We start from the raw sequence: 13,084 nt of genomic DNA on the forward strand, positions 1-13,084 counted from the left end.
CCTGGCCGAGCTTGCGAGGTTAGGGGGTCCGTGGGGACGGTGGTTGATGCCGGGAGGAAGTGCAGGACGGCTTTTAGCCGTCGCCGTCGCCGTCGGCCGGACCGTCGGCGCGGTGGCTGCCGTGGCTCACGCTGCCGTGGCTCATGCTGCCGCCGACCTCCCTTGGGACGGTTGCGCCGGAGTTGGCGGGGACCGCGGTGCCGGGCGCCGGACGTGTCCGCCGGAACAGCTTGAAGAGCAGCGGCCACAGCAGGATGAGCCCCACGATGATGTAAACAACGACGGCGATCGGCTCGCTGAAGAGTCCGGCGGGGTCACCGGCGCTGAGCTGCAGGGTCTTCCGGAGCTGGCCTTCGATGCGCGGGCCGAGGATCACGCCGAGGATGAGCGGCAGGACGGGCAGGCCGAACCGCCGCATCATGAAGCCGAGTGTGCCGAGGACCAGCAGGAGCACCAGGTCGAACGCCTGCAGGTTCACCGAGTAGGCGCCCAGCGTGGCGAAGAAGAGGATGCCCGCGTACAGGTACGGCCGGGGGAGCTGCAGGAGCTTTGCCCACATTGGTGCCAGCGGCAGGTTGATCAGCAGGAGCAGCAGGTTGCCGATGAACAGGCTGGCGATCAGTGCCCACACCAGGGGACCCTGGCTGCTGAAGAGCTGCGGGCCCGGCTGGATTCCGTAGGACGTGAAGGCGGCGAGCATTACCGCGGCCGTGGCGTTGGTGGGCAAACCCAGCGCCAGCATCGGGGTCAGCGTGCCGGCGGCGGCGGCGTTGTTGGCAGCTTCCGGACCGGCGACGCCCTCGATGGCGCCCTTGCCGAACTCTTCGGGGTGTTTGCTGAGGCGCTTCTCCGTCACATATGAAAGGAATGTGGGGATTTCGGCGCCGCCTGCCGGCAGGGCGCCGAAGGGGAAGCCGAAGGCGGTACCGCGCAACCACGGCTTCCAGGACCGCTTCCAGTCGGACTTGCCCATCCAGGGCTGCCCCACGGGAATGGCGTGCAGCGGGGTGCGGCGCAGGTGGGCGGCCACCCACAGGGCTTCACCCACGGCGAAGATGGCTACCGCCACTACCACGATGTCCAGGCCGTCAGCCAGCAGCGGCTGGCCGAAGGTCAGGCGGCGCTGGCCGGTGACGGAGTCGATTCCCACCAGGCCGATGGCGAGGCCGAGGGCCAGCGAGGCAAAGCCGCGGAGCCGGGACGATCCCAGGACCGCGGTGACGGCCAGCAGTGCGAGGACCATGATGGCGAAGTAGCTGGGGGCACCCAGGCTGACGGCGAACTCGACCACGATCGGTGCGCAGACGGCAAGCAGGGCGGTGCCGATGGTGCCGGCAACGAATGAGCCGATTGCCGCCGTCGCGAGCGCCTGCGCCGCCCGGCCGGCCTTGGCCATTTTGTTGCCTTCGATCGCCGTCACCACTGACGACGATTCACCGGGGGTATTGAGCAGGATGGAGGTGGTGGAGCCGCCATACATGCCGCCGTAGTAAATGCCGGCGAACATGATGAAGGCGCTGGTGGGCTCCAGGGCGTAGGTGACCGGAAGCAGCAGAGCCACGGTCATAGCCGGGCCCAGGCCCGGAAGGACGCCGACGGCGGTGCCCAGGAGTACGCCGATCACGGCGTAGAGGAAGTTCATGGGGGTGAGGGCGGTGGCGAAACCGTCCATCAATGAGGACCAGACGTCCATCAGAGGATTCCTTCCAGGAGTCCGGCGGGCAGTGCAATGCCGAGGCCGAGGTAGAAGCCGTAGAAGGTCAGCAGGGACAGGGCCACGGAGATGAGCCCGTCACGGATGTAGTGGCGGCTGCCCAGCGCCAGGACGCTGCCCCAAAAAAGGACAGTGCCGGAGATGACCCATCCGGCCCAGTCGATAAGCAGGATGTTCAGGATGAAGGCTCCCGCCAGGGGCAGGACGGTCTTCCAGTCGGCGGGGTGGGTGAGGTCGACGTCTTCGCCGCCTTCCGCCTCGCCCTGGCCGCCGCGGATGACGTTAACTGCCAGCAGGACTGCGCAGGCCAGCAGTAGGCCGGCCACGATGTACGGAACGGTCTTGGGGCCTACCGGGTCCGACTGGGAGTACGGGGTCACCAGCCTGTTGGCGTCCAGGAAGACCAGGACGCCGGCCGCGCCGAGCAGGAGTGCAACTCCCAGCTCGGCGCGGCCTTTCAGGCCTGAAATCAGGGAGCTCACGCCAACCCAAGCTTGGTGAGGACGTCCGCCACCCGCTTGTCCTGGTCGGTGAGGAACGCTTCGAACTCGTCGCCGGTGATGAAGGCGTCGGACCAGCTGTGGGTCTTCAGTGCTTCCTTCCAGCCTTCGGTTGCATGCATCTTCTCAAGGGCGGCGATCATGGATGCCTTGTCCTCGTCGCTGATGCCCGGAGGGGCCACGATGCCGCGCCAGTTGGTGAACACCAGGTCGATGTTGGATTCCTTCAGCGTGGGGGCGTCCACACCCTCAAGCCGCTCTTCGCCGCTGGTGGCCAGGACGCGCACTTCGCCGGACTGGATCTGCTGCAGGAACTCGCCCGCGCCGGAGGCGGCAAAGCCAAGCTTGTTGCCGAGGATCGCCGGCAGGAGGTCACCGCCGCCGTCGTAGGAAACGAAGTTGACCTTGGTCGCGTCGATGCCCACGGCGCCCGCAAGCTGCATGGGCAGGAGGTGGTCAGGGCCACCGGGGGAGGAGCCGCCGCCCACGGAGATGGAAGCGGGGTCGGCCTTCCAGGCCTTCACCAGGTCGTCGATGGTCTTGTAGGGGGAATCCTTGCTGACCATGATGGCGCCGGGCTCTTCGATCAGCCGTGCCAGCGGGGTGGTCTCGGTCAGCTTCGACTCGGACTTGTTGGTGTAGCTGGCGCCCACGACGCCCAGGCCCATAAGCATGGCGAGGTCGCCGTTGCCCTTTTCGTTGACCACGCGGGCCAGGCCCACGGTGCCGCCGGCACCGGCGAGGTTGAAGACTTCGGTGTTGGTGGAGATCTTCTCGTCGTCGAGGACCTTGGCTGCTGCGCGGGCGGTGGTGTCGTAACCGCCACCCGGGGTGTTGGGGACCATGATCTGCAGTCCGGTGATGGGTCCGGCGGCGGCGCCGGAGCTTTCCGAACCGGTGGAGCTCTTGCCGGTGGCACCGCAACCGGTGGCCATCAGGGCGATGCCGGCGGCGACGGCGGCGACTCGCAATGCGCGGATCTGGCGCATGGTGTTCCTCTTCTCAGTGATGCATGCTCTACGGGGATGATCAGCGAACCTGACCTTGTGTTTCGATGCTAGGTCCATCCGTGACGGCCATCACTCTTGTGTACGCAGAGAAAGTTAAGTTCATTGCGTTCACGTTTCCGGGGTCCCACCCCGCCTCCGGCAGCAAGGCGCCGAAACGGGCGCGACGGCGGTCCCCGCAGATTCATCCACGCCCTGCGGTATAGTTCCGATACGCCGGGAGGGACGGGCGGTGCGCTCCTGCGCACCAGTGCCCGCGGGCACTTGGACCACCACTGAAGGAACCTGAGCAGTGACTCGACGAAGAGGAATGTCCCTCGCCGGACAGTACCTTGTGCTGCAGTTGCTGATTGTCCTGGCGGTGCTGGTAGCTGTGGTGGCCATCTCCCTTGCGCAGTCTGCTGCCGCCTTCGAGCGCACTGAGGGCCGCCGGGCGCTGTCGGCCGCGGAAGCCCTGGGCAACAACCCCGCGGTACGGGCGCTGCTGCCCGACGCGCAGCCGCGGGTGGGGGCTGCCCTCCCCGCGGTGGCCGAGTCCGTCCGGACGGTCTCGGGGTCCTCGCATGTGGCGCTCGCCAGGCTGGACCGGACGGTAGTGGCCGCTTCCGATCCCGGCCTTGTGGGCAACCCCCTGGAACTTGGGCCCAGCAGGGTCATGGAAGGCCGCGCCTGGACCGGGGTGGTGGGTGGCAGCGGCGCCGCCGTCCTGTCCGCCCACGTGCCCGTTCTCGATGACGCCGGAAAAATGATCGGTATCGCAGCCGTCAGCCGCAACTACCCCTCCACCCTTGAGCGGCTGGGTGACGCCGTACCCAACCTCCTGACCTATCTCGGCGTCGCGAGCATCCTGGGTGTGGCGGGATCCCTGCTGCTGTCCCGCCGCGTCAAACGACAGACGCTGGGCATGGAGCCCAGCGAAATTACCGGACTGGTGGAAAACCGCGAAGCCATGGTGCATGGCCTGAAGGAAGGCGTGGTGGCGCTGGATCCCCATGAGCGCATCACGGTGGCCAATGACAGCGCACGGAAACTGCTGGGGCTGCCGCAGGACTGCGTGGGCAAGAAGCTCGCTTCCCTGCCCGTGGACCCCGCGCTCAAGGCGGTCCTGACCCGCGAGCAGCAGGACCCCGACCAGCTGGTGCTGGTGGGGGAGCGGCTGGTGGTGGCGAACCGCGTCCCCATCCGCTCCCGCGGCCGCGACATCGGCTCGGTCACAACCCTGAGGGACCGGACCGAGCTGTCCTCGCTGGAGCGCGAGCTGGGCGCGACCCGTACTGCCACGGACACGCTGCGGGCCCAGGCCCATGAGTTCGCGAACCAGCTGCACGTTATCTCAGGCCTGATCCAGATCGGCGAATACGATTCCGTGGTGCAGTTCGTCAACGGAGCCACGGTGGACCGGACCAGGCTGAATGATGAAGTGACCAGCCGCATCCAGGACCCGGCGCTCGCCGCCCTGCTGATCGCCAAGTCCAGCCTCGCCACCGAACGGGGCGTGGCACTGCAGCTCGATCCCGAGTCAGCGCTGCGCCAGGCCAGCGATGACCTGTCCCGGGACCTCACCACTGTGGTGGGGAACCTCGTGGATAACGCGTTCGACGCCGTCACCGGACTTCCGGGCGCCACTGTCCGGGTGCTGGTGGAGGACACCAGTGACTGCGTCACCGTCACGGTCCGCGACACAGGGCCGGGTGTCCCGGCCGACGCTGTGGAGGAGATCTTCCGGCAGGGGTTTTCCACCAAGGAAGCGGGACCGGCAGACGGCCGCGGCTTTGGCCTGGCTCTTTCACGGGTGGTCTGCCGGCGTTCCGGCGGCGACCTCACGGTGGCGAACGACAACGGGGCAGTCTTCACAGCACGATTCAAAAGAGGTAGAACGCAGCCATGATCAAGGTGCTGATCGTTGATGACGACTTTATGGTGGCCAAGGTCCACGCCGGGTTCATCCAGCGGACCTCCGGGTTCTCGGTGGTGGGGGTGGCCCATACGGGTGCCCAGGCCGTGCTGGAAACGGAACGGCTGCAGCCGGATCTGGTGCTGCTGGACATCCACCTCCCGGACATCAATGGGCTGGACCTGATGCAGCGGCTGCGGGACGTGGCCCCGGAGCTGGATGTATTGGTGATCAGCGCGGCCCGGGAGGTGGAAACCGTCCGCAAGGCTTTGCGCGGCGGGATTGTGCACTACCTGATCAAGCCGTTTTCGCAGTCCGACCTGCAGGAGCGCCTGGAGCATTACCGGAGCGCGTACCAGGGCCTGGATTCAGCCAAGGACGTGGCGGAGCAGTCGGACGTGAACCGGGTGTTCGGCCTGGACCGGACAGAGCGCCCGCTTCCCAAGGGCTGCAGCATCGAGACACTCAAGCTGGTGGAAGCAACGCTCAAGGCGGCCGACGGCGACCTGTCCGCGGCCGAGGTGGCCGAACAGTTGGGAACGTCCAGGGTCAGCGCCCGCCGGTACCTCGAATACCTGCATGATGAAGGATCCCTCGAGGTCCGGCTGAAGTACGGGGTGGGGCGTCCGGAGCGGCGCTACGTCCTCAAAGGCCAGTAAACGGCGGCCGCCGGCCTTAGTCCTCGAGGTTCGCGCCCCAGTGCTCGCCGCCCGCTGCCTTAGTGCTCGCTGCCTGCCGCATCAGTGCTCGCCGCCCGGCGTGGGGCCGGGAAGGAACTCGGAGGGCAGCTCGGCCACCGGGACGATCACCATGTCCTGCACTTTCCAGTCCATGGCCACGCAGGCATCGCGCGCCGCTTTAAGCTGCTCGAGGGAGGGCGCGGCCTTTCCGGCCGGGACCACAAAGGACTCCACGTGGAACACGTGTCCCTCATCGCGGATCCGAGACCTGGCATCCTCCGTCCAGTCGAGGCTGCGGAGGTACTCATCCAGTTGCCGGCCGAGCGGGTGGGGCTTGCCGTCGTCGTACGTCATGGCGCGCTTGTCCATCAGGGCCGAAACGGCGGCACGGGTGTTCTTGAAGCCGTCGCGCAGGATGCTGGCCGAGATGATGAGCGCGGCAGCGTAGTCGGCCCACCAGAGCCCGATGCCGATTCCTGCCACCCCGGCAACCGCCGCTATGGCCGTCATCCAGTCGGCCTTGTTCATGTCTGCATCGGCGTAGAGCACTTTGTCGTGCAGTTTCTCGGCGAGTTTCATTTTGGCCCGGCCCAGGAAAACAGGCGGCGCCGAAGTGATGATCATGACGGCCATCATCAGCCAGCCAAGCCAGATGGTATTGCCGAAAAGCTCGATGCCCCCGATGGTGGGATGCTCAGCCTTGAGCAGGCCAAGCCCGGACTCCACCAGGAGGTAACCGCCCATCACCGTGAGCGCGACGGCGGCCACCAGGTGCGCCACCCCCGTGGACCGGTGGTAGCCATAGGGATGCTTCTCGGAGGGAGGTTTGCGGATGGCATGGGCCGCCACCAGGAAGGAGATGGGCGGCAGGAAGGAAAGCAGGTCCTCGATCCAGGCGGCCTTCATGGCCTGCGAGTTGCCCAGCACCAGGAACACCATCGTGGTGGTGACCACCAGGAAGCCCATGGTGGCCCACTCCACCCTGATGGCCTTGCGCAAAGCCTCCTGCTGTTCCGGCGGCAGTTCGGTGTTCCCGAACCGGACAGTGTCATGGCTGGTGACGTTTGTCATTGCTGCTCCTTCACTGCCATCAGGAACTTATCGAGCTCAAGCAGGAAGGCGTTTTCGCCCAGCGGCACCAGCATGACGTGCTTGTGGAGGTTCCCCCGCTCGTCGCGGGATTCGGAGTAGGGGCGGGTCACGCCGGCGTGCGTCACCCACGGTGTCTTGTCATCCAGCCCACCGATCACCAGGTCAAGCCCGCCGTGCTTGAGCTCTTCGGCAAGGACCTGCTCGGTGCCGGCCACCCACTCGACGTCCGCGCCAAGCCGCGCCGCGAAGTCCCGTACCAGGTCGGCCTCCGTACCCTGGACGTCGCTGCTGCGCACGTCTCCGCCGGCGTCCGCGGAGATCCGGACCCAGTCCCCGTTCATGCTCGCACCCACCCTGAGGGTGCCGCCCTGTGCTTTCTCCAGGGTTCCCTGGGGGTCGGCGGGGAAGCTGCCTGCGCAGCCGGTGAGCATCAGCAGGACGGCCAGCAGCAGGCCCGCCACCATTCCTCGGCGCCGCATTCCGCTTACTCCCTTCCTCCGGTAGAAGTCCAATATTAGACAGCCTACTTACTTTTTCCGGGAATGGCCCGGCAACGCAATGACCGGCGACGGAGGGATCAGCGGAAGAAGCCGGGGGGGCAGAAGGACCAGAGCAGAAGGACCAGTGCAGGAAGGACCAGTGCAGAAGGATCAGCGCAGCAGGGTCTCTACCAGGCGGGCGGCGACTTTTGCGGTCCTGCCATCGATATCGAACCCGGGGTTCAACTCGGCGACGTCCAGGTGCAGCAGCTTCCCGGACCGGGCCACCTGGCGGCACACGGCACTGATGACCGCAAGGGGCACGCCGTACGCTGCCGGCGCGCTGACGCCCGGGGCCACCGCTGCCGGCAGCACATCGAGGTCGATGGTCAGGTACAGGACGTCGATGTCCGCAAGGAAACCTGCCACGAAGTCCCGGACGCGCTCCGCGCCGCAGTCCTCGTCGAGCAGGTACCGGACACCCAGCTTCTCTGCGGTGTCGAAGAGGGCGCGGGTGTTGTTGGGTTCGGAAATTCCGACGACGGCGTACCGGAAGTCGCGGCCGGTGGCGGCTTCTGCCCGGGCCATCTGGAGGAACGGGGTCCCGGAACTGGGTTCGGGCTCATCGCGCAGGTCGAAGTGGGCGTCGAGGTTCAGGACGCCCAGCCGCCGGCCTTCCTGTACGGCAGCGGATCCGGCCACGCCCAGGTAGCTGGCGTACGCGGTTTCGTGGCCGCCGCCCAGCACCACGGTGAGGTGCCCGCCGTCGAGCATTGCCGTGACTGCCTGGCCGGCGCGCTCCTGGCCGGCCTCGAGATCGCCGCCGGAAACCACCACGTCCCCTGCGTCGGCGACAGCGCGGTCGAGGTGGAGTGCCAGCGGCCCGAGGGCGGCGCGCAGAGCAGCCGGGGCGGCCGCGGCTCCCGTCCGGCCCTTGTTCCGGCGCACGCCTTCATCGCTGCAGAAACCGAGCAGGACGGCGGGCTTTGGTGCGGCCGCCGGCGCAGTTCCGCCCCGGTAGGGGGTTACTGCCTGCCACCAGCGGCGGTGCTCGGCGCCGTCACCGTCGAACCTGCCGTTCCAGGGCTTCGGCGGGACGTCGACGGCGGGGATTGAGGCAGGCATGCCTCAAGCTCACCGCATGCGGGCGGCTAAAACCAGCAGCGCCGCCGTCGTGATGTCTGGAATGCAAGACTCCACCAGTCGGACCGGACCGGGGCAACAACATCCATCCAGGGCACCGAAGGGGCTATGGTGGAGCAATCCCTTCCCGGGACCAAAGTGCCATCTTGCCGCGCCAACAGGCGCAACGATCCAGGCCGGAGAACAGCAACGTGTTTGAAGCCCCCAACATCCTGTTTGCGGCCGCCGGCCTTGCGGTGTTCATTGCCGCGGTGCTCCCCAAGCTGCTGCGCGACGTGCCCTTTTCCATGCCCATGGTCTTCCTTGGCGCGGGAATTGCTGCGTTCGCCCTGATTCCCACCCTTCCCGATCCCGACCCGGTAGCGCATTCCGACTTTGTCCTGCACCTCTCGGAAGTCTGCGTGATCATTTCCCTGATGGGCGCGGGGCTGGCCCTGGACCGGCCGGTGGGGCGTAAACGGTGGTCCACCACGTGGCGGCTGCTGGGGATCGCCATGCCCGTGTGCATCATTGCGCTGACCCTGCTGGGGCTGTGGTTCCTCGGGCTTGGCCTCGGCGCGGCCCTGCTGGTGGCCTCCAGCCTTGCGCCCACGGATCCCGTCCTGGCGTCCGAGGTGCAGGTGGGTGAGCCGGCAGACCAGGAGGAGGGCGCCAACAAAGAGGACGAGGTGCGGTTCGGCCTAACGTCCGAAGCCGGCCTCAACGACGGCCTGGCCTTTCCTTTCGTCTACCTGGCCATCGCCATCAGCATCGCCGGGTCATCCCCTTCAGCCTGGTTCCCTGAATGGTTTGGGGTGGACGTGCTGTGGCGGCTCGCCGTCGGGCTCCTCCTGGGCTTCCTCACGGGCAAGGTGCTGGCCAGGATATTCTTTTCGGCCCGGGCCGAAAGCCTGCGGCTCTCAAACCACTCTGAAGGCTTCGTGGCGCTAGCGGCCACGTTCCTGGCCTATGGCGTCACTGAGATGGTGGAGGGCTATGGATTCATCGCGGTCTTTGTCTGCGCGGTTACCATCCGCGCCGCTGAACGCACGCACGGCTACCACCGGGTGCTGCACTCCTATGTGGAGCAGTTGGAGCGACTCCTGACGGTGGTGATCCTGGTCCTGCTGGGCGGTGCGATTGCCCGCGGGCTGCTCGAGGGGATCGGTTGGGTGGAAGTGCTCGTTGCCCTCGCGTTCCTGCTGGTAGTCCGGCCGCTGGCTGGTTGGCTGGGGCTGCTGGGTGGCAAAACCGGCCCCCGGGAGCGGATTGCCCTCTCGTTCTTCGGGATCCGCGGGATCGGCTCGCTGTACTACCTCTCCTATGCGCTGGGCAAGGGACAGTTTGCGGACCAGGCGGAGTGGCTGTGGGCCTTCGTGGGCCTGGTGGTGGCGCTGTCCATCGTGATCCATGGTGCCACTACCTCGCCGCTCATGAACCGGCTGGACAGGCTCCGCGAGAAGAAGGCCCTCGCTGTATCCGGCGACGAAGGCCTGGCGCCCAACACTCCCGTCTAGCCTGCCGCCCTGGCCCGGCCTGTGCGAGGGCGGCAGGCCAGGCCTGCCGGCTACATGCCTACGACGGCCTCGATCGGACCGATCGCGAAGAACAGGAGGAATGCCCCGGCCACTGCCCACATCAGCGGGTGGATGTCCCTGATCCGGCCCTGGACAGTGCGGATCAGCACGAACGCGATGAATCCGGCGCCCAGGCCGTTGGCGATGGAGTACGTGAACGGCATCAGCGTAAAGGTCAGGAAGGCCGGAATCGCTATGCCCCAGTCCTGCCAGTCGATCTTGCCCACCTGGGACACCATCATGAAGCCCACCACCACCAGGGCCGGGGCAACAGCCTCAAAGGGCACCAGGTTGATCAGCGGAGTAAAGAACATGGCCACCAGGAACAGCAGGCCGGTTACGATCGAGGCGATGCCGGTGCGGGCGCCTTCGCCGATGCCGGCGCCGGCCTCGACGTAGATCTGGTTGGAGGATACGGAAGCGCCGCCGCCGGCTATCGCCCCGAGTGCGTCCACCTGGAGGACCCGGTCGACGTCGGGAATGTTGCCGTGCTCATCCACGGTCCCGGCTTCGTTCGCAAGGCCCACCATGGTGCCCATGGCGTCGAAGAAGATGCTCAGCAGGATCACGAAGGCCAGCAGGGTGGCGGCCACGAAGCCCAGGTGTTCGAAGGCGCCGAACGGGTTGGCCTTGCCGATCAGGGACAGGTCGGGGGCAGCCCATTCGGAAAAAGTCGGAGCCACCAGGGACCAGCCCTGCGGGTTGAAGGGTTTGCCCGGCTGGACGCTGGGGCCGATCCGCAGTGTCGTTTCCAGGATCACGGCAATGACGGTGGACGTGATGATGCCGATCAGGATGGCGCCCTTGACCTTGCGCACCACCAGGGCGATGGTCAGGATCAGGCCAAAAACGAACACGGCAGTGGGCCAGCCCAGGAGCTTGCCTTCAAAGCCCAGCCCAACCGGAACGGTGGTGCCGGCCACGTCCGGGATGCGGCGGACAAAGCCGGCGTTGACCAGCCCGATCAACGCAATGAACAGCCCGATGCCCACCACAATCGCCGTTTTGAGCCCCTCCGGTACGGCCCGGAACACGGCGGTACGAAAACCAGTGAGGACCAGGATCAGCATCGTGACGCCCGACAGGACCACAAGGCCCATCATGTCCGGCCACGTGAGGCCCGGACTGGTGGCAACCGTGACCGCCACGAAGGCGTTGACGCCCAGCCCGGTGGCCAGCGCGAAGGGATGCCTGGCCCAGGCTCCCATCAGGATGGTGAGGATGCCGGCAACAAAGGCCGTGACGGCCGCAACTGCCGGGAAGCCGAGGGTGTTGCCGCTGGAGTCCGGGACGGAGAGGATCAGGGGATTCAGCACCACGATGTAGCTCATGGCGAAGAACGTGGCGAAGCCGCCGCGGATCTCGCGCGAGAAGTTGGAGCCGCGCTCGGTGATCATAAAATACCGGTCCAGGGCAGAGCCTTGCTTAAGCATTAGTCCTCCGGGGGAGTCTTTGGGGATACCTGAATCCTATTGGGGCCCCGACGGGGTAACCGTCAATTTCGCCTAGTCTGTTAGGAAGCCAACACCAAGGGAGCAGTCCAAGCATGCGTTCCATCCGCCGCCGTCTTTTGAGCTTTGTCCTCGGGTCCTTTGTTTTTGCTGCCGCCGTCCTCGGGCCGGCCGGTCCGGCCGCCGCGCATGACGCTGCCGAATCCAGCAGCCCTGCCCAGGGCGCAACGGTGCCGGTGCCGCCGGAGCAGGTATCCGTGACCTTCAGCAACAATCCGTTGGGTATCGGCTCATCCTTCTCCGTCAAGGATGCTTCGGGCGCGGAGTGGGCGGAGGGGCCGGTGGACATCGTGGACAACGTTGCCAGCCAGAAGCTCAAGGCGGGCGCCCCGGCCGGGCAGTACACGGTCGCCTGGCGGGCAGTCAGCTCCGACTCGCATCCCATCGAAGGGACGTTCACGTTCACGGCCTCGTCCGCAGTCGAAGGGGCTGCTACGGCGGCGAGTCCGACGGCGGCCGCTCCAGTTCCCGGCATGGGGACCGCTGAGCCGGGCGTGACAGCAGCGCCGGACACTGCCGGCTCCGGTGAGCCGTTCCAGTGGAGCATCGTCATTTTCGCCGCGGCCGCGGTGGGCTTGCTTGCAGCGCTCGCCATCCTGGCCCGCCGGAGGCTCGCAGCGGGCGCGGACGACGAGAGCTGACCGGCGCTAGCAGGGCAGGATCGCCAGGCTTCCGGTGTAAGGGGGAGCCGGGTTCTCCGGGTTGACCTTTGCGGAAATGGCCTGGCCCACAGTCTTTGCCTGGCGCAGGACCTCTTTGGGCGAGGGGGTGATCAGGTCGCCGACACCCACCAGGTAGATGCCGATGGCCCGCATCGCCGCCACGAGGTTACGGCCCACCGAGATGCCGAAGTCGTTAATCATGCGCCGCAGCTGGCTGTGGGCGCACCGGGTGAGCACAATGTGGTCGGCCAGCAGGATGCCGGTGGGTGTATGAACCTCCCACTGCTGTACGGAACTTCCCGTCGTGGCCTCCACCTTTGTCAGTTGAACGGCGCGGGTGGTGTTGCGGACATCCACATCATGGCTGGCAGCATAGTTGCGCAGGTGCCGCAGGATCTCGTTCCGTTCCCGCAGGCTGGCCGAGTCCGCTGCGTCGCAGCGCTGCAGTGACGTTGTGTTGGCCGGTTGTCCGGCGCCCAGGATGTCCAGTCCGTCCACCACTATGGAGTCCACCCCGCGCCGGCGCAGCTCGGCCGCCACGGCCAGGCCGGACAGGCCGGTGCCAATGATCACAGTGGTGGTCTGCTCGGTCCCGGCATTCCCAGGCATGCTTGACACTACAGTTTCCTCCTTCGAAGCTTCGGCAGGTGCGGGCGTCCTCGCCCGCGCGCGTCCCGTTACCCCCAAAGTCCGGCCGCAGTGCGTTGCCGGGCAGCTCTGACAGGAAAAGGCAGTAGGCGTCCCGGACCAACAATGTCCTGAAGACTACAGAAGAATTGCGGCGCTGGATAGCCCAATCCGTAAACATTCCCCTGCAGGTGAACACGCTTTCCGGAGCGCCGGTCC

12 protein-coding genes are annotated in these 13,084 nt (G+C 66.6%); 4 read left to right on the plus strand and 8 right to left on the minus strand.

What is annotated here, in order from left to right:
- Positions 1-73: 73 nt before the first annotated feature.
- Genes M1D93_RS03190 through M1D93_RS03200 form a run of 3 tightly spaced genes read right to left on the minus strand, consistent with a single transcriptional unit; the run spans position 74 to position 3,203 of the window.
- Positions 74-1,693, minus strand: coding sequence for a tripartite tricarboxylate transporter permease (locus tag M1D93_RS03190; RefSeq protein WP_461173749.1), 1,620 nt, complete (start codon positions 1,691-1,693; stop codon positions 74-76).
- Positions 1,693-2,196 (minus strand): tripartite tricarboxylate transporter TctB family protein, encoded by a 504-nt coding sequence (locus tag M1D93_RS03195; RefSeq protein ID WP_461173750.1) that lies wholly within the window; start codon positions 2,194-2,196, stop codon positions 1,693-1,695. The genes M1D93_RS03190 and M1D93_RS03195 overlap by 1 nt, the downstream gene beginning before the upstream one ends.
- Positions 2,193-3,203 (minus strand): Bug family tripartite tricarboxylate transporter substrate binding protein, encoded by a 1,011-nt coding sequence (locus M1D93_RS03200; protein WP_461173751.1) that lies wholly within the window; start codon positions 3,201-3,203, stop codon positions 2,193-2,195. The genes M1D93_RS03195 and M1D93_RS03200 overlap by 4 nt, the downstream gene beginning before the upstream one ends.
- Positions 3,204-3,531: 328 nt before the next feature.
- On the opposite strand from M1D93_RS03200, the gene M1D93_RS03205 reads away from it, so the two are divergent.
- Together M1D93_RS03205 and M1D93_RS03210 are read left to right on the plus strand one after the other, a co-directional pair.
- The gene (locus M1D93_RS03205; RefSeq protein WP_461175102.1) at positions 3,532-5,109 is read left to right on the plus strand and encodes a sensor histidine kinase; all 1,578 of its coding nucleotides are present in this window, start codon (positions 3,532-3,534) and stop codon (positions 5,107-5,109) included.
- Positions 5,106-5,774, plus strand: a complete 669-nt coding sequence (locus tag M1D93_RS03210) for a response regulator (RefSeq protein ID WP_461173752.1) — start codon at positions 5,106-5,108, stop codon at positions 5,772-5,774. Before M1D93_RS03205 ends, M1D93_RS03210 begins: the two co-directional genes overlap by 4 nt.
- A gap of 81 nt (positions 5,775-5,855) precedes the next feature.
- On the opposite strand, the gene M1D93_RS03215 is transcribed toward M1D93_RS03210, so the two are convergent.
- From M1D93_RS03215 to hutG, 3 genes are all read right to left on the minus strand, one after another.
- Complete coding sequence (locus tag M1D93_RS03215; RefSeq protein WP_461173753.1) at positions 5,856-6,866, minus strand: cation transporter; 1,011 nt, start codon at positions 6,864-6,866, stop codon at positions 5,856-5,858.
- Positions 6,863-7,366: a transporter substrate-binding domain-containing protein gene (locus M1D93_RS03220; protein WP_461173754.1), complete on the minus strand. Its 504-nt coding sequence runs from the start codon at positions 7,364-7,366 to the stop codon at positions 6,863-6,865. The genes M1D93_RS03215 and M1D93_RS03220 overlap by 4 nt, the downstream gene beginning before the upstream one ends.
- Positions 7,367-7,537: 171 nt before the next feature.
- Positions 7,538-8,491, minus strand: coding sequence for a formimidoylglutamase (gene hutG / locus M1D93_RS03225; RefSeq protein WP_461173755.1), 954 nt, complete (start codon positions 8,489-8,491; stop codon positions 7,538-7,540).
- Between the two features lie 209 nt (positions 8,492-8,700).
- Here hutG and M1D93_RS03230 point away from each other — a divergent pair, with 209 nt between their 5' ends.
- Positions 8,701-10,005, plus strand: a complete 1,305-nt coding sequence (locus M1D93_RS03230; RefSeq protein WP_461175103.1) for a cation:proton antiporter — start codon at positions 8,701-8,703, stop codon at positions 10,003-10,005.
- A 50-nt stretch (positions 10,006-10,055) separates the two neighbouring features.
- Here the strand turns inward: M1D93_RS03230 and M1D93_RS03235 are convergent, their stop codons facing one another.
- Positions 10,056-11,498 carry an NCS2 family permease gene (locus M1D93_RS03235; protein WP_461173756.1) on the minus strand — a complete coding sequence of 481 codons (1,443 nt, stop codon included), beginning with the start codon at positions 11,496-11,498 and terminating at the stop codon, positions 10,056-10,058.
- Positions 11,499-11,611: 113 nt separating this feature from the next.
- On the opposite strand from M1D93_RS03235, the gene M1D93_RS03240 reads away from it, so the two are divergent.
- A complete protein-coding gene (locus tag M1D93_RS03240; protein ID WP_461173757.1) occupies positions 11,612-12,217 on the plus strand; it encodes a copper resistance CopC family protein in 606 nt (201 codons plus the stop codon).
- Positions 12,218-12,223: 6 nt separating this feature from the next.
- On the opposite strand, the gene M1D93_RS03245 is transcribed toward M1D93_RS03240, so the two are convergent.
- On the minus strand, positions 12,224-12,847 hold the full coding sequence (locus M1D93_RS03245; protein ID WP_461175104.1) for an NAD(P)-binding protein: 624 nt from the start codon (positions 12,845-12,847) through the stop codon (positions 12,224-12,226).
- Between the last annotated feature and the right edge of the window lie 237 nt (positions 12,848-13,084).

This window comes from Arthrobacter sp. Z1-9 (genome assembly GCF_054792695.1).